Origin of the sequence: Ferribacterium limneticum, assembly GCF_020510565.1 — a bacterium.
Lineage (GTDB): Bacteria > Pseudomonadota > Gammaproteobacteria > Burkholderiales > Rhodocyclaceae > Azonexus > Azonexus limneticus_B.
In genome coordinates this window covers 1,847,473-1,862,154 of sequence record NZ_CP075189.1, presented here as the reverse complement: position 1 = coordinate 1,862,154, position 14,682 = coordinate 1,847,473, and the positions used below count along the sequence as shown (strand labels likewise).

Below are 14,682 nucleotides of genomic sequence, written 5' to 3'. Positions count from 1 at the left end.
CGTGATTGCTACGGTCAACCGGAAAAAACGACCAAAATTGAAATGACGCCAAGCGCTGCCTGATCGTATTAAAAGCGATGGGCGATCGGCTCAGTTGTGCCCTTTACAGCGGGTCAGCTTGCTCCGTAGCCGACGTTCGGCAAAAGAAGCCCCGCGCTTATTCATTCGACGATGACAGCTATAGAGAGCGGAAGGGTCGCTGGCGCAAACTATCTTTGGCATCAAAAGTTGAGAACGAACCTGGACAGGCATAGCATCACTAACGTCCAAACCTATCCGCGAGTTCTGTCATGTCGGCGAAAACCGCTCAGATTTGCCTCTTGCTTGCTACTTTTCTTTTCGCTGCGGCCACGGTTCAAGCCGACGACAACCGCTCTCCGCGGGACAAGCGCTGGTGGCAGGATGAGTGGAAGGCAGAATATTGGGATGGGCCTTGCCAGGTAAAATCGGAGTCGAAACGCAATGAATTCAAGCGCGAGATTAAATGCAAGGACGGCTTCGGCGCCCCCTGGCGAGGCGAGTGGAAATCCGAATTTCGTGACGGACCATGCCTCGTCAAGCAGGACGTAAAGCGCGATGAATTCAAGGAGGAGGTCAAGTGTGAACGACGCCGTTAGTCGTCGGCAACCCACCGGGCACGACAACGTGCAAGTGTCACAGATGCCCCCACGATGTCACGTTTTTAAGCAACAACTACAAACGGCCAAGGTGGGCCCAAGAAGCAAGCCTTCTACGAAGATTACTTGGTCGCGCCGACAGATTCCTTCTGACGGATTTTTTCGATGTTGTTCGTCCAATCTTCCATCGCTGCCTTGTCGTCCAGCAAATGAGCGACTGTTTTTTCGGCGACTTCCTGCTGCGATTGTGCAGAAATAACGGTGGAACGGGATGGGATACTTGACGTCTGAAGATTGTCCATTTGCTGCTCTCTCTAAGTGATGTTTGCCAACGACGAGCTACCAAAAATGGCTGACTTGTTCTTGTTTTGGCTTTTATGTTTTGAGAAATTCTACCGTGCTCTCGGCCGTGGAGCCAATCCGCGGGTTCCACAGAACGCCGGCCATTCACAAATTTGGTGCCGCAAGGTAGAGCCGAATTATGGCTTTCGATAGACTCCGCAGCATCCTGACTCCACGTGCAGCACCATGGCCACCGAAGTTGAACTGAAACTCTACTGCTCACCCGACGCTATTGCTGGCGTTGGCACTCACCCCCTCATTGCGGCTGGTGTCGAAACCGGCCCTGCCAAACGTCTCGAGAACACCTACTACGACACGCCAGACTTGGCGCTGCATCAGGAACGCATTGCGCTGCGGCTGCGCACGACGCCTACGGAACAACTGCAAACGGTCAAATGCGCCGCCAAGTCCGTCGCCGGCCTATCGGCCCGCCCCGAGTGGGAAACTCCATATACCGGCGCGTTCGATTTCAGCGCCGTCGATGCCCGCAAGGTTCGGGCTTTCCTGAGGGAGCGGGAGTCGAGCTTGGTTCCCGTGTTCACCACCTCGTTCGAGCGGCGAACCTGGCGCATCGATATTTCGAAGAAGATTGCCATCTGGGTCATGGTCGACTTCGGGCAAGTTTCCTCGGGCAACCGCTCCTTGCCGATTTCAGAAGTGGAACTCGAACTGGCGCAGGGGAATCCGGAAGACCTGCTCGATTTTGCAATAGCTTTATCGACGCACCTGCCCTTGGTGCCACATGATGTCAGCAAGGCCGAGCGTGGCTATCAGTTATTCCTGAACCAGGATTCCGGCCCTCAGAAAGCCTCCCCCAGCCCGCTTGGCGCCAAACAAAACTCGGCTGAGGCTTTCCGGTTCCTGGCCAGCCAGGGCATGCAGATGTGGCAAGCCAATCTCCTGGGCACCCTGACCTCGAAAGACCAGGAGTTCGTGCATCAATTTCGCGTTTCCCTGCGGCGCCTCAATAGCCTCCTCAAGGTCTTCAAGCCAGCCTTGCCTGGGCGCTATCACGCGCAATGGACGAAACGCGTCAAAGCGCTGTCACAAATCACCGGCGATGTCCGTGATCTGGATGTGATGCGCTCAGGCATCGTGGAACCGATGTTGCAGAGCGACGACCGGCAAATAGCCTTGCATGCCAAGGCCGCACTTGCCGCGTTGGATGTGGCAAAGAAGGAAGCCATCGAGCAGTTGGCACAACTCCAATACGGCGGCCCCGTCCTCTTGTTCGCGCGCGACTTGCAAGACCTGGATACCGATAATTTTCCGAAGAACCTGCCCCGGTTCGCCGAAAAGCAGCTCGCAGGCTTGCACCGCAACGCCGTCAAACGGCTCACCAAGACGCTCCAAGCGCCAACGCCGGAGCGGGCCCATCGATTCCGCATCGCGCTGAAGCATCTGCGCTACTCGTGCGAGTTCTTTGCGCCCCTGTTCGACAACGACGAGATGGTGGAATACGCCAAAGCGATTGCCGGCTTGCAGGACGCATTCGGATTCATCAACGACTTCCACGTGGCGCTTTCGAGAATGCAGGACTGGGTAGGGCAAGCGGCAATCCCGCGAGAAACCCGCGACGCCGTTGCCGCATGGCATACCCCGCAGGCGCAAGCGATGTTGGCCGATGTCCTGCATCTTGCCGAGTCGGTCATGAGCCGCTGTCAGCCTTGGTGTACCGAATGTGAGCGACGGGGCCTGACCGAGATTCGGCGTCGCATGCAGCATGAAATCAAGCTGCAAGTCGAATAGATGAGTGAGTCGTCCGCTTCGCCGCCCCCCGAATATCGCGCGCTGGATTTGCTGACTGCGCCAGTGTGGGTTGTCGTGGGCCGTGGCAATGAAGTTGTTTTTGCAAACCAGGCGGCGGAACGACTTTCCGCCGCGTCGGATCTGCACGAGCTGCGCCACGGTAGTCATTCAGCCCACGCCGAAGAACACCTTGCCGCCTATCTGCCGGCACTGCGCGCCCGTGAACCCATCATCGAAATCTGGACGCTGCATCGGAATAGAGAGGCCGTTCCGCTGAGTTGCCAATTGTCATTGCTTCACCAGAACCCGCAAAACGAGCGCATCCTCGTTGAAGGGATATTGTCCAGCCTGCCGTCGGCCCCTGTGTCTCAGCGTTACGACATTGCCGAACACGGTCTCTATGACCAGCTATTTCACGCAAATGGCGCCCCCATGCTACTTATCGACCCGGCGGCAGATGGCCTCATCGTCGATGCCAACCTGGCGGCATGCCGGTTTTACGGCTACACCCGGGAAGGCTTCTGCCGCAAACACACCTGGGAAATCAACGGGCTCGGCCGACAGGTACTGCCCATCATGAGCGAGGTGGCCAAATTGCCTGGTGGCCACCGACCGCTCAATTTCGTTCATCGCCTTGCGGATGGCAGCCTACGCGATGTGCAGACCTATGCCAGTCCGTTGGAAATGGATGGCAAGCGGCTCATGCTGTGCGTCGTTCACGATGTCACCGAGCAGAAACGTCTCAAGAATGAACTCGAATACGCGGCCTCGCGCGACCCGTTGACCGGCCTGTGGAATCGACGCCGCTTTCTCGATTCGCTGGACAAGGCCCGGCAGCAGAAGCGTCGCAATGATGTGGACTACAGCGTCTTGATTCTGGATGCCGACCATTTCAAGAATATCAATGACCAGTTTGGCCACGACAAGGGCGATGAGGTGCTCGTCTTGTTGGCAAGAACCCTTGAGAACCGGGTTCGCGAGACTGACTCAGTGTGTCGCTGGGGCGGGGAGGAGTTCATCATCCTGCTGCCGCAAACGGACATTGGCAATGCGACTCATCTTGCAGAATGCTTAAGGGAATCGGTCACCGAGATGCAGATTCCAACATTACCCCGCATCACGGTCAGTATCGGTGTCGCCCAGCATCAGCACGAAGAAACGACCGAAAGTCTTCTCAAGCGTGCGGATGCTGCGCTTTATCAGGCCAAAGCCTCAGGGCGAAACAGAGTAGTCGTCTGCTGAGACAACATCGGTAATCGTTGGGGCGGCTTCTTTGCACCAAGTCGCCCCGTTGAAGCGGTCGGCTTATTTCTTCGGGCGACCCGTCTTGATGCGTTCAACCAGGCCAATCGCCTTGACGAGTTCAGCATCATCCAGCTTGGCCAGAGCCACCACGGCTGCGCGCAAAATTTCGCCCTTTTTCACCTCGACGCCAGCGCTCAGCGCACGTTGCTTGAGGGTTGCAAACAGGGCGTAGTCGGCTTCCGGAATGGTGAAGCTGTCGCGCACCAGTTTCGGCTTCTTCGGTGCTTGCTTCTTCACCTTGGGTGCTTTTTCTGCCTTCGCTGCTTCGGCAACTTTTTCCTTGGCCGCCGCGGGAGCCTTCTTCACCGGCTTGGCCGGCGCCTTCGGGGCCGGAGCGGGAACCGGCTTTGCAGCCACTTCTTTCTTGGCTGGCTTCGCGGCAACTACCTTTTTTTCGACCTTGGGCTTGGCAGCTATTTTTTTGACGGCAGCGGCCGTGGCAACTTGCTTCTTGGGTTCAGGTGCCGCTGTTTGGGTGGTCACCGGCTCACTCTTTTCAACGACCGGGGTAGCGACTTCGGCTGCTTTGACTTCGTCTTTCGCGGACTGGACTACAGTTTCCTTGCTCATTTTGCTCTCCTGAACTGCCATCAAAGGTATAAACTATATAAACACTTTATACACTAAACGGAAGCAAAGCAATTCAGATGCGCAAAATCATGGTGGCCAACCCCAAAGGTGGGTGCGGCAAATCAACCCTGTCGGTTCATATCGCGAGCTGGTTTGCCCGGCACGATGAGATTGTCTATTTGGGCGACCTTGACCGGCAGCAATCAAGCCGGCATTGGCTGGAGGCTCGACCTGAAAACCTAGCCACCATCAAGCACTGGGAAATTTCCGCTGATGAATTCAAGCTACCGCCCAAGCACTGCAACGTTGCCATTCTGGATACGCCGGCAGGATTGCATGGGAAGCGTCTGAAAGAAGTCTTGAATGAGGTGGACAAGGTGGTCGTGCCGGTTTCATCGTCGCGTTTCGATATGCTGGCTACCCGCGAGTTTTTTGAGGAACTGGCCGCAACCAAAGCCGTACGCAAGGAACGGGTGGATATTGGTGTCGTCGGCATGCGGGTTGATGTTCGCACCCATGCCTATGCCCAATTGCTGGAATTCCTTCAGGAGTTTGACCTGCCTGTCGTGACCTGCATCGCGCAATCGCAACGCTACTTGCAGGCAGCGGACACCGGTGTCACGCTTTTTGACAATGACTTGAATTCAACGGTCGTGGACATCCAGTGGCGCCCGTTGTTGAATTGGCTGGTTAGCCGACACTGACCGTTCAGTTCGCCAGTATTACTTCAAAAACAACCAGGAGATAAACCGTCATGATGCCCATCGAAATTTTCTCTCACAACACGGCAAAAATTATGACTCAGGCAGGACAGGCGCTGTTCCGGGAAGGCGATGAGGGCAACCAGATGTACGTCCTAGAAACCGGCACCGCTGAGGTCATTGTTCAGAACCGTGTCGTCGAAACGCTGGAGCATGGCAGCATTGTCGGCGAGATGGGTTTGGTGTCGCCCGGACCGCATTCGGCCAGTGTGATTGCCAAGACCGATTGTGAGTTTGTCGCCGTCGATGAAAAGCGCTTTCAGTTTCTGGTACAACAAACGCCGTATTTCGCCATTCAGGTCATGCGACTGATGGCAGAGAGGCTACGGGCAACCAACAAGTTGCTGGTGACTTCTGCATAGACTTGGCTTTTTCGGCAGGGGGAACCAAAGGGTGGTTACGCCACTCAGTGGCAGGCCGCTTTCTCCAACAACCCCTTCTTGATGGCAATCGAGGTTGGCCCGTTAAACCGGGATGGTAACTGCTTGGCCGTAAACCAGCCGAAGTCGCTGTGCTCGCGATTGAGGCGTGGAGAAAACTCCCGGTCGGCTTTTATCACGAAGTAATGCATATCCCGCTCATCCTGTCCTGAGCGAAACCTTCGGGTGAGCGTATGCAGTTTTGCCAGGCGACGTGGCTTGATGGTCAAGCCAGTCTCTTCACCCAATTCGCGGACCAGTGCCTCCCTGGGGCGCTCGTTGTTATCGATACGCCCCCCAAACAGGTTCCATGCCCCACTTTTATTAACCTTGGAAGAGCGTTTCCCCATCAAAAATTTGCCGGTCGCCGCACAGTAAATGACGGCCCATGCGCCCGGTTGGCTGTATCCCTTGTCCATGTCTGATATTGGCGGCGACAGTTATCGATGAGTTGTTTCGAATAATGTAAACGATTTATACCGTTCCATTATTTCTGTTCGATGACAACGTTGTGAATTCCGTGTAGCTACGCCAGCAGCCGTTCATTCCTGGCCCCATTACCCCTGTCGCGAACGCTCACAGCCGGGGTCGATACCGACCATTAACGGCCACGAGTGCATCTTGCGCATCAAATTGGATAACCGCCTCGTCCAATGCCTGGTGACCGCCCGCAGCCCGACACCAACACCAGGCTCGGCCTATTTAAAACTCAAACTGACCGCGCAACAAAAAAGGAGCGCAAGGCGCAAGCCCTGGCTCCTTCTTTTCCGGCGGGGTTGCTTAACCCCGGCCGAAGATTCCTTACAGAGGCTTACTTGCCCATGTGCTGCAACACGGTGTGCAGGCGTTCGGCGGCGTAGGCGGCCTCCGGGTCGTTGTCGGTCAGTTTCAGGACGTCGGCCCAGTTGATGTAGCGATCAAGTCGAACCAGGGCATTGGCGCTGACTGCATCCAGGTCGACGTTCAGTTTAATGGCGTCGCCGCTACCGTCCAGCTTGTACTCAAACGTACCTCGCATGCTTCGTTCTCCAAATGGTCGTGGGATAGATGCGCGCAGTGTACAGACCGGCGCCGGTAAAAGGAATGCCGCACGGCGGCTGACGAGATATTTTCCCGGCCATGGCGGCCCGTCGCTTGTGCACTGCTGCGCTGTCGCATTTGCGACAAGGCGGCCAACACGCCTCTCGGCGTAAACATATATCCATATGATTTAAATGAAAAAACAGCTCTGGCACAGCGATTGCTGAATAGGCTTCGACTGCATTCGAGGAGCCGACATCGTGGAACTACCAGTTATCAGCAATTCTGCCCCTGCCGCTGAAGGCGGCGGTTGCGCATCCAGCGGCTGCGGTACGGCCCCGGACGCTTTGGGCCATCTGCCCGATCACATTCGTGCCAAGGTCCAGGACCACCCGTGCTATTCGGAAGAAGCGCATCACTACTTCGCCCGTATGCACGTTGCCGTGGCCCCGGCCTGCAACATTCAGTGCAATTACTGCAACCGCAAGTATGACTGCTCGAACGAATCCCGTCCGGGCGTCGTTTCCGAGGTATTGACGCCGAAACAGGCGATCAACAAGGTGCTCGCCGTCGCCGCCGAAATCCCGCAGATGACGGTACTGGGCATCGCCGGACCTGGCGACCCCTTGGCCAACCCGGCCCGTACCTTCGAGACTTTTGAAGAGCTCTCGGCGCGCGCCCCGGATATCAAGCTCTGCGTGTCGACCAACGGCCTCAACCTGCCGATGTATGTCGACCGTATTGCCCAGCACAACATCGACCACGTGACGATCACCATCAACTGCGTCGATCCGGAAGTGGGTGCCAAGATCTACCCGTGGATTTTCTGGGAGAACAAACGCATCTTCGGCGTCGAAGGCGCACGCATCCTGATCGAACAGCAGCAGCTCGGTCTGCAGATGCTGACCGACCGCGGCATCCTGGTGAAGGTCAACTCGGTGCTGATCCCGGGCGTCAATGACGAGCATCTCAAGGAAGTCTCGAAGATCGTCAAGGCCAAGGGCGCCTTCCTGCACAACGTCATGCCGCTGATTGCCGAAGCTGAACACGGCACCTACTACGGCATCATGGAGCAGCCGGAACCGACGCCTGAGCAACTGCAAGACCTGCAGGACGCCTGTGCCGGCGACATGGCGATGATGCGCCATTGCCGCCAGTGCCGTGCCGATGCGGTCGGCCTGCTCGGCGAAGATCGCGGCGACGAATTCACCATGGACAAGATCGACGTCATGGAGGTCGATTACGAAGCCGCCATGGTTCGTCGCAAGGTTGTCCACGACGAGATCATCGAGAAGCTCGACGCCAAGCGCGGCATCGTCAAGCCGAAAGCCGAAGAACTCGGCATCCCGGCTGATGCCCGCCCGGTACTCATGGCGGTGGCCGGCAAGAACGGCGTCGTCGCCGAACACTTCGGTCATGCCAAAGAGTTCCTGATCTACGAAGCTTCGCCGGAAGGCGTGCGCTTCATGAGCCATCGCAAGACCGAGCTCTACTGCGGCGGCATGGATGCCTGCGGTGACGGCGACGTGGCCGAGGCCGGCTCTACCGAATCGCTGCTCGACCGCAACATCCGCGTGCTCGAAGGCTGCGAAGTCGTGCTCTGCTCCAAGGTCGGTTTCGAGCCCTGGGCCAAGCTGGAAGCCGCCGGCATCGCGCCGAACGGCGAACACGCGATGGAGCCGATCGAGGAAGCCGTGATGGCGGTGTACAAGGAAATCGCGGCAACCGGCAAGTTGAGTCCGGCGGCAGAAACCCTGAAGGTGGCGTAAATGGCACTGCAAATCACCGAATCCTGTGTCAATTGCTGGGCCTGCGTCGATGTCTGCCCGAACGATGCGATCTACGAAGACAAGCCGCACTTCCTGATCGATGACGACAAATGCACCGAGTGCCTGGGCGATCACAGCGTGCCGCAATGCGCTGCGATCTGCCCGATCGAAATGGCCATCGTCGATGAACTCGGCGCTTTCCTGAACCCGCCGGGTTCGCTGACCGGCATCCCGATCGAGAAGCTCAAGCAATTCGGCTTGTGGAAGGACGCAGCGTAATGCAAGGCAACCCCTCCCGGCCTCCCCTTGTCAGGGGAGGGGCGTCGATCCGGAACCTGCCCCTCCCCCCTGAAAAGGGGGGCCGGGGGGGTTTGCCTTGGCTTGGCTTTATTCACCACCAAGGAATCAACTGATGGCTGTCGTCACGTTCTACGAAAAACCCGGCTGCAAGGGCAATCTTCGCCAGAAGACCCTGCTCGCTGCAGCCGGCCACACCGTCCAGGCCAAAAGTCTCAAGACCGAAGCCTGGACGGCTGATCGTCTGCTTGCCTTTCTTGGCAAGCTGCCGATCAGCGCCTGGTTCAATCCGGCAGCACCCGATATCAAGTCGGGCGAAATCGTCCCGGAAAACCTCGGCTTCGAGGATGCCTTGCATCTGCTGCTCGAAAACCCGCTGCTCATCCGCCGCCCGCTCATGGAAATCGGCGAGGAACGACAGGTCGGTTTCGACATTGCTGCGGTGGACGCCTGGATCGGGCTAAAGAATGTCGAGCTGCCGGAAGGCAATATCGAAGCCTGCGTGCATGGCCCGGAAGGCCACGGCAGTTGCGGCAGCCACGCACACGATCACGAGGAAGAGGAAAGCAGCCATGGTCGCTGCGGCACTCACTGACAACGCCGTAGAAATTGCGCCGGGCGTCCACTGGGTGGGCGCCCTCGACCCGCATCTGCGGAGTTTCGACATCATCCTCAAAACCGCCAACGGCACGAGCTACAACTCGTACGTCGTACGCGGCAAGAACGGCGTGGCGATCATCGACACAGTGAAGGAAAACTTCGCCGACGATTTTTTCCGTCGACTCGAATCGGTGGCCCGCTACGACGAAATCACCACCATCGTCCTCAACCATCTCGAGCCGGACCATAGCGGCGCCCTGCCCGAGTTGCTCAAGCGCGCTCCGCAGGCCAAGGTCTATCTGTCGAGCCGCGCCCAGATGATGTTGAAAGCGCTGCTCAAGCCCTCCGGCGAGAAGCCGCCCGAATATATCCCGGTCACCACCGACGACACCGTCGACCTCGGCGGCCGCACGCTGCGCTTCCTGCACACGCCCTACCTGCACTGGCCGGACACCCAGTGCACTTATCTTGAAGAAGACGGCCTGCTGTTCACCGGCGACATCTTCGGCTGCCATTTCTGCGACAACCGGCTGTTCAACGACCAGGTCGGCGACTTCCGCTTCTCGTTCGAGTACTACTACGCGCACATCATGCGGCCCTTCCGCGAGTACGTGCTCGATGCCGTGGCTTTGATCGAACCGCTCGAGATCAACCTGATCGCCCCGGCCCACGGCCCCATCCTGCGCCACGCACCGCGCGACTACGTGCACCGCTACCGTGAACTGGCCACGCCGCGCCTGTTCAACGAGGCACGCAGCGAAAAGACGCTGGTCGTCTTCTATATCTCGGCCTACGGCAACACCCGGCGGATGGCCGAATCGCTCGCCGCCGGCGCCGAATCCATCGGTGGCGTGCGCGTTTCGCTCTACGACCTCGAGGGCGGCGAGTCGGGCATTTTCACCGACCTCATCGAAGAGGCAGACGGCCTAGCCTTCGGCAGCCCGACGATCAATGCCGACGCGGTCAAACCGATCTGGGACGTGCTCTCGTCGCTGACCACGGTCAACGTCAAGGGAAAGCTGGGTGCCGCTTTCGGCTCGTATGGCTGGAGCGGCGAGGCGGTACGACTCATCGAGGACCGCCTGCGCGGCCTCAAGCTGCGCGTCCCGGTCGAAGGATTGCGTATCAAGCTGGTGCCGGACGCCGGCGAACTCGAGGAATGCCGGAATCTCGGTGAACAACTGGCCCGTCACCTGACCGGGCGGGTCGAGCATCGGGAAATCGACATGGCCGCTCTCGCATAACAAACAGGGGGAAAAAAATGCCAAAAGCAAAAGTTACATTTCAGGATATCGGCGTCTCGGTCACCGTACCGGCCGGCACCCGCCTCATCGAAGTTTCCGAAAAAGTCGGCGCCGGCATCACCTACGGCTGCCGCGAAGGCGAGTGCTGCACCTGCCTGACCAAGATCGTTTCCGGCGGCGAATTCCTCGCCCCGCCGAGCATCCTCGAAGACCAGGTGCTCAAGGACAACATGGCCCCGCGCGGCCATCGGCTGGCTTGCCAGGCGCAGATCATCGGCGGCGAGATCGTGGTTAAACCCGCGTAATTCCGCCACAGCAGAACAGGATTAAAAGCATCGTTAAAAAAATCGACCCAACCCCAAACAGAGAAATTCAAATCAACCCGATCTTCAGGAGAAGTTAAGAAATGGCCCTCATCACTTTCACCAGCCCGCTGCACAAGGACAAGACGGTTTACGCCGTTGCCGGCAGCCACACCCAGACCATCCTCGCGTTGGCCAAGGAACATCACATCCCGATCGACTTCGGTTGCCAGGAAGGCAACTGCGGCACCTGTCTGGTCAAGGTTTCGTCGGTTGACGGCAAGCGTGCGCCGATGGGCGGCCCGCTCAACGTCCGCGAAGTCGCTGCGCTGACCGAACTCGGCCACATCACCAAGGCCCAGATCGAGCAGATGTACGTTGACGACATCCCGCCGACCCAGTGGCGCCTGGCCTGCCAGATGATCGTCCGTGACGAAGACATCCTGGTCGAATACCCGAGCAAGTAAGCACCAGCCTTCAAGGATCAGGCCATGAACGGTCCGGATCGCCTGCCCACCCGGCTGTTGCTGGTCGGTGACCTGCTGGCTTCGCCAGCCGGTGGGCCGGCAGCGCGCGATCCGAACCGTTTGCTGCTGGCCAGCATCATTGCCGGCCAGGCCAGTGGCGAGGGTTGCCTTCCCCCTCACCTTGGCCTGGGCGCGGCGGCTTTCCGCTATCTGTGCGAGGCCTACTTTCCCGGCTGCGACATCTCGTCCTGCGCCCGTGAGGTTGAAGCCATCCCCGAATGGGAAGACCTGCAAAAGCTCCTGCTTGAGCATCGCGCCTGCGAATACCCGTCCGAACTGCTCATCGCCAACATCGTTGCCACCGCCTGTGCCGGTCGCGACCATCTCTGGCAGGATCTCGGCCTGGCCAATCGCGAAGAACTTTCCCGGCTGATGTGGGTCAATTTTCCGGCTCTCGCCCGCGACAACACCGGCGACATGAAGTGGAAGAAATTCCTCTATCGCCAGGTCTGTTCGCGCGAAGGCATCTACGTCTGCCCCGCCCCTTCGTGCGGGGTTTGTAAGGATTACGCCAAATGTTTTGGACCGGAGAACTGATCGCCAAGACTGCGCCGGTGCGCCGGCGCACCGGGCCGGCCTACGCGCCCCACGTCGACCGCGGCATGGCGGCCTATCTCGGCCTGGCCATTGGCGATGCGCTGGGCGCCACGGTCGAATTCCTGACCCCCAATGAAATCCGCCACCAGATCGGCCTGCACTGCGACATCACCGGCGGTGGCTGGCTGCGCCTGAAGGCTGGCAAGGTCACCGACGACACGACGATGTCGCTGGCCCTTGGCGAATCGATCATCGCCCGTGGCCGCGTCGACGCCCTGGCTGCGGCTGAAGCCTTCGACGCCTGGATGCGGGCCAAGCCGGTCGATATCGGCAATACCGTGCGCCGCAACCTGATCACCTTCCGCAAGACCGGCAAGCCGGAAGCCGAGGCCTCCGAGCACGACGCCGGCAACGGCGCCGCGATGCGAGTTTTGCCCGTGGCGCTGGCCTGCTACGGTCAACCGGAAAATTCGGTCAAAATCGCAAACGCCGCCCAGGCCCATGTCACGCACCACAACACGCTGTCCGATGCGGCCTGCGAAACGCTGATCCTGATGGTTCAGGATTTCCTCGCCGGCCGCAATCCCGTCGACGTCGAGCGCGAACGGGCCGGCCAGCTGGTCAGCGAATTCCCGGTTTTCGCCTACGACAAGCGCCAGCGCGAAAACCCGAGCGGTTTCGTCGTCGATACCGTGCAGGCCGTGTTTCAGTCCTTCTTCGCCACCGAAACCTTCGAGGACTGCCTGATCGACGTCGTCAATCGCGGCGGCGATGCCGACACCACGGGCGCCATTGCCGGCATGCTGGCCGGTGCCCGCTACGGCATGGAGAGCATCCCGAAGCGCTGGCTCAAGGCGCTCGACGAAAAGATTTCAACGCAATGCCCGGACCAGGCCCGCGCCCTGCTGGCCCTGTCCGGCCACCCATGAGCAGCATGCACCGAAGATGAGCATTCGCTGAAAATCAGCGCCGCATTGGTGCTGCCATTTTCACTTTAGTCAAAGCTTCACGTAAGGATTGCCTGTTACCCTCGCGGTCTGACAGCGCTTCGCTCGCCTTTGGCCTTTTTTGGCCGCTCACGGCATGTGTATTGCTTGATTTCAAATTCACCAATAAAAAAATAACAGCGTTTGTTCCATATCCGCCAACAGTTTCATCACGCGCAGCCAGCAGATGGCTCTTTCAGGGAAAAAAATATGACTATCGAACGCAAGGCAACACTGAGCATTGAAGGTCTGGCACCGGTCGATTTTTCGATCATGGCGCCGGTCCATGGCAACGACTGTGTCGACATTCGGACATTGGGCGCCAAAACCGGCCTGTTCACCTATGACTCCGGCTTCCTGTCCACGGCCAGCTGCAAGTCGCAAATCACCTTCATCGACGGCGATGTCGGCCAGCTGCTCTATCGCGGCTACCCCATCGAGCAACTCGCCGAGAACTGCAATTTCCTCGAAGTGGCCTATCTGCTGAAAAATGGCGAACTGCCGAATGCCGAGCAGAAAGCCGAGTTCGAGAAGGCTGTCACGCATCACACGATGGTGCACGAGCAACTCGCCAAGTTCTTCTCCGGTTTCCGCCGCGACGCCCATCCGATGGCTGTCATGACTGGCGTCGTTGGCGCCCTGTCGGCCTTCTATCACGACGCGATGGATTTCGCCGATGACGAGCATCGCAACACGAATTTCATCCACATCATCGCCAAGATGCCGACCATCGTTGCCATGGCCTACAAGTACAGCATCGGCATGCCTTTCATGCAGCCCGACAATGAGCTGAGCTACACCGCCAACTTCATGCGCATGATGTTCGGCAATCCGTGCGAGAAGTACGTGCCGAACCCGGTGCTGGTCCGCGCCCTCGACACCATCTTCACGCTGCACGCCGACCACGAGCAGAACGCATCGACCTCGACCGTCCGCCTGGCTGGTTCGTCGGGCGCCAATCCATTCGCCTGCATCGCCGCCGGTATCGCCTGCCTGTGGGGCCCGGCGCACGGTGGCGCCAATGAAGCCTGCCTGCAGATGCTCGAAGAAATCGGCGACGTCTCGCGCGTTCCCGAATTCATCGCCCGCGCCAAGGACAAGAACGATTCGTTCAAGCTCATGGGCTTCGGCCACCGCGTTTACAAGAACTTCGACCCGCGCGCCAAGCTCATGCGCCAGGTGTGCAACGAAGTGCTGACCGAACTCGGCCTCGAAAACGACCGCCTGTTCAAGCTGGCCATGGAACTCGAGCGCATCGCGCTGGAAGATCCGTACTTCGTCGAGAAGAAGCTCTACCCGAACGTCGACTTCTACTCGGGCATCGTCCAGAAGGCCATCGGCATCCCGACCGAAATGTTCACCTGCATCTTCGCCTTGGCCCGCACGGTCGGCTGGATGACGCAGTGGGAAGAAATGATCACCGATCCGGAATACAAAATCGGTCGTCCGCGCCAGCTCTACATTGGCGCCGCCAAGCGCGACGTCACACCGCTCGCCCAGCGCGGCTGATCAGCCAGCAGGCAAAGCCGGCCGGGGAAATCCTTCCCGGCCGGCTTTTTTCGTTCACGGGCGGCATTCCCACGGTCAACCGGAAATTTTGCCCAAAATTGAAATCTTCGCTCCGGAGTCGGCGCATG

At 58.8% G+C, this 14,682-nt stretch carries 18 protein-coding genes; 14 read left to right on the top strand and 4 right to left on the bottom strand.

Annotated elements, in window-relative coordinates:
• Positions 1 to 290 precede the first annotated feature (290 nt).
• Entirely contained in the window at positions 291 to 617 is a 327-nt protein-coding gene (locus KI610_RS08970; RefSeq protein WP_226498301.1) for a hypothetical protein, read from the top strand.
• 122 nt (positions 618 to 739) lie between these two features.
• Here the strand turns inward: KI610_RS08970 and KI610_RS08965 are convergent, their stop codons facing one another.
• Complete coding sequence (locus KI610_RS08965) at positions 740 to 919, bottom strand: hypothetical protein (RefSeq protein WP_226498300.1); 180 nt, start codon at positions 917 to 919, stop codon at positions 740 to 742.
• 226 nt (positions 920 to 1,145) lie between these two features.
• Here KI610_RS08965 and KI610_RS08960 point away from each other — a divergent pair, with 226 nt between their 5' ends.
• Positions 1,146 to 2,708 carry a CYTH and CHAD domain-containing protein gene (locus tag KI610_RS08960; RefSeq protein WP_226498299.1) on the top strand — a complete coding sequence of 521 codons (1,563 nt, stop codon included), beginning with the start codon at positions 1,146 to 1,148 and terminating at the stop codon, positions 2,706 to 2,708.
• Positions 2,709 to 3,950 carry a sensor domain-containing diguanylate cyclase gene (locus KI610_RS08955; RefSeq protein WP_226498298.1) on the top strand — a complete coding sequence of 414 codons (1,242 nt, stop codon included), beginning with the start codon at positions 2,709 to 2,711 and terminating at the stop codon, positions 3,948 to 3,950.
• A gap of 63 nt (positions 3,951 to 4,013) precedes the next feature.
• Here KI610_RS08955 and KI610_RS08950 read toward each other — a convergent pair whose 3' ends face one another.
• A complete protein-coding gene (locus KI610_RS08950) occupies positions 4,014 to 4,583 on the bottom strand; it encodes a hypothetical protein (protein WP_226498297.1) in 570 nt (189 codons plus the stop codon).
• 77 nt (positions 4,584 to 4,660) lie between these two features.
• Here KI610_RS08950 and KI610_RS08945 point away from each other — a divergent pair, with 77 nt between their 5' ends.
• Positions 4,661 to 5,287: a ParA family protein gene (locus KI610_RS08945; RefSeq protein ID WP_226498296.1), complete on the top strand. Its 627-nt coding sequence runs from the start codon at positions 4,661 to 4,663 to the stop codon at positions 5,285 to 5,287.
• Positions 5,288 to 5,337: 50 nt separating this feature from the next.
• Entirely contained in the window at positions 5,338 to 5,706 is a 369-nt protein-coding gene (locus KI610_RS08940; RefSeq protein ID WP_226498295.1) for a cyclic nucleotide-binding domain-containing protein, read from the top strand.
• A gap of 44 nt (positions 5,707 to 5,750) precedes the next feature.
• Here the strand turns inward: KI610_RS08940 and KI610_RS08935 are convergent, their stop codons facing one another.
• Complete coding sequence (locus KI610_RS08935; RefSeq protein ID WP_226498294.1) at positions 5,751 to 6,182, bottom strand: NUDIX hydrolase; 432 nt, start codon at positions 6,180 to 6,182, stop codon at positions 5,751 to 5,753.
• A gap of 392 nt (positions 6,183 to 6,574) precedes the next feature.
• Entirely contained in the window at positions 6,575 to 6,781 is a 207-nt protein-coding gene (locus KI610_RS08930; protein WP_226498293.1) for a hypothetical protein, read from the bottom strand.
• A 262-nt stretch (positions 6,782 to 7,043) separates the two neighbouring features.
• On the opposite strand from KI610_RS08930, the gene nifB reads away from it, so the two are divergent.
• The 9 genes from nifB (at position 7,044) to KI610_RS08885 (ending at position 14,554) form a co-directional block, all read left to right on the top strand.
• Positions 7,044 to 8,552 carry a nitrogenase cofactor biosynthesis protein NifB gene (gene nifB / locus KI610_RS08925; RefSeq protein WP_226404735.1) on the top strand — a complete coding sequence of 503 codons (1,509 nt, stop codon included), beginning with the start codon at positions 7,044 to 7,046 and terminating at the stop codon, positions 8,550 to 8,552.
• Positions 8,553 to 8,831 carry a 4Fe-4S binding protein gene (locus KI610_RS08920; protein ID WP_226498292.1) on the top strand — a complete coding sequence of 93 codons (279 nt, stop codon included), beginning with the start codon at positions 8,553 to 8,555 and terminating at the stop codon, positions 8,829 to 8,831.
• A gap of 133 nt (positions 8,832 to 8,964) precedes the next feature.
• On the top strand, positions 8,965 to 9,444 hold the full coding sequence (locus tag KI610_RS08915) for an ArsC/Spx/MgsR family protein (protein WP_226498291.1): 480 nt from the start codon (positions 8,965 to 8,967) through the stop codon (positions 9,442 to 9,444).
• Positions 9,422 to 10,693 carry an FprA family A-type flavoprotein gene (locus KI610_RS08910; RefSeq protein ID WP_226498290.1) on the top strand — a complete coding sequence of 424 codons (1,272 nt, stop codon included), beginning with the start codon at positions 9,422 to 9,424 and terminating at the stop codon, positions 10,691 to 10,693. The genes KI610_RS08915 and KI610_RS08910 overlap by 23 nt, the downstream gene beginning before the upstream one ends.
• 17 nt (positions 10,694 to 10,710) lie before the next feature.
• On the top strand, positions 10,711 to 10,998 hold the full coding sequence (locus tag KI610_RS08905; RefSeq protein WP_226498289.1) for a 2Fe-2S iron-sulfur cluster-binding protein: 288 nt from the start codon (positions 10,711 to 10,713) through the stop codon (positions 10,996 to 10,998).
• Between the two features lie 101 nt (positions 10,999 to 11,099).
• On the top strand, positions 11,100 to 11,462 hold the full coding sequence (locus KI610_RS08900; protein WP_226498288.1) for a 2Fe-2S iron-sulfur cluster-binding protein: 363 nt from the start codon (positions 11,100 to 11,102) through the stop codon (positions 11,460 to 11,462).
• Positions 11,463 to 11,486: 24 nt separating this feature from the next.
• The gene (locus KI610_RS08895; protein ID WP_226498287.1) at positions 11,487 to 12,059 is read left to right on the top strand and encodes a nitrogen fixation protein NifQ; all 573 of its coding nucleotides are present in this window, start codon (positions 11,487 to 11,489) and stop codon (positions 12,057 to 12,059) included.
• The gene (draG, locus tag KI610_RS08890; protein WP_226498286.1) at positions 12,038 to 12,988 is read left to right on the top strand and encodes an ADP-ribosyl-[dinitrogen reductase] hydrolase; all 951 of its coding nucleotides are present in this window, start codon (positions 12,038 to 12,040) and stop codon (positions 12,986 to 12,988) included. The genes KI610_RS08895 and draG overlap by 22 nt, the downstream gene beginning before the upstream one ends.
• Positions 12,989 to 13,255: 267 nt before the next feature.
• Positions 13,256 to 14,554: a citrate synthase gene (locus KI610_RS08885; RefSeq protein ID WP_226498285.1), complete on the top strand. Its 1,299-nt coding sequence runs from the start codon at positions 13,256 to 13,258 to the stop codon at positions 14,552 to 14,554.
• The last annotated feature ends 128 nt before the right edge of the window (positions 14,555 to 14,682 follow it).

What these genes read in the sequence shown, in the direction of transcription:
- KI610_RS08970 (WP_226498301.1), top strand. Translation starts at nt 291, where the DNA reads ATGTCGGCGAAAACCGCTCAGATTTGCCTCTTGCTTGCTACTTTTCTT.
- KI610_RS08965 (WP_226498300.1), bottom strand. Translation starts at nt 919, where the DNA reads ATGGACAATCTTCAGACGTCAAGTATCCCATCCCGTTCCACCGTTATT.
- KI610_RS08960 (WP_226498299.1), top strand. Translation starts at nt 1,146, where the DNA reads ATGGCCACCGAAGTTGAACTGAAACTCTACTGCTCACCCGACGCTATT.
- KI610_RS08955 (WP_226498298.1), top strand. Translation starts at nt 2,709, where the DNA reads ATGAGTGAGTCGTCCGCTTCGCCGCCCCCCGAATATCGCGCGCTGGAT.
- KI610_RS08950 (WP_226498297.1), bottom strand. Translation starts at nt 4,583, where the DNA reads ATGAGCAAGGAAACTGTAGTCCAGTCCGCGAAAGACGAAGTCAAAGCA.
- KI610_RS08945 (WP_226498296.1), top strand. Translation starts at nt 4,661, where the DNA reads ATGCGCAAAATCATGGTGGCCAACCCCAAAGGTGGGTGCGGCAAATCA.
- KI610_RS08940 (WP_226498295.1), top strand. Translation starts at nt 5,338, where the DNA reads ATGATGCCCATCGAAATTTTCTCTCACAACACGGCAAAAATTATGACT.
- KI610_RS08935 (WP_226498294.1), bottom strand. Translation starts at nt 6,182, where the DNA reads ATGGACAAGGGATACAGCCAACCGGGCGCATGGGCCGTCATTTACTGT.
- KI610_RS08930 (WP_226498293.1), bottom strand. Translation starts at nt 6,781, where the DNA reads ATGCGAGGTACGTTTGAGTACAAGCTGGACGGTAGCGGCGACGCCATT.
- KI610_RS08920 (WP_226498292.1), top strand. Translation starts at nt 8,553, where the DNA reads ATGGCACTGCAAATCACCGAATCCTGTGTCAATTGCTGGGCCTGCGTC.
- KI610_RS08915 (WP_226498291.1), top strand. Translation starts at nt 8,965, where the DNA reads ATGGCTGTCGTCACGTTCTACGAAAAACCCGGCTGCAAGGGCAATCTT.
- KI610_RS08910 (WP_226498290.1), top strand. Translation starts at nt 9,422, where the DNA reads ATGGTCGCTGCGGCACTCACTGACAACGCCGTAGAAATTGCGCCGGGC.
- KI610_RS08905 (WP_226498289.1), top strand. Translation starts at nt 10,711, where the DNA reads ATGCCAAAAGCAAAAGTTACATTTCAGGATATCGGCGTCTCGGTCACC.
- KI610_RS08900 (WP_226498288.1), top strand. Translation starts at nt 11,100, where the DNA reads ATGGCCCTCATCACTTTCACCAGCCCGCTGCACAAGGACAAGACGGTT.
- KI610_RS08895 (WP_226498287.1), top strand. Translation starts at nt 11,487, where the DNA reads ATGAACGGTCCGGATCGCCTGCCCACCCGGCTGTTGCTGGTCGGTGAC.
- draG (WP_226498286.1), top strand. Translation starts at nt 12,038, where the DNA reads ATGTTTTGGACCGGAGAACTGATCGCCAAGACTGCGCCGGTGCGCCGG.
- KI610_RS08885 (WP_226498285.1), top strand. Translation starts at nt 13,256, where the DNA reads ATGACTATCGAACGCAAGGCAACACTGAGCATTGAAGGTCTGGCACCG.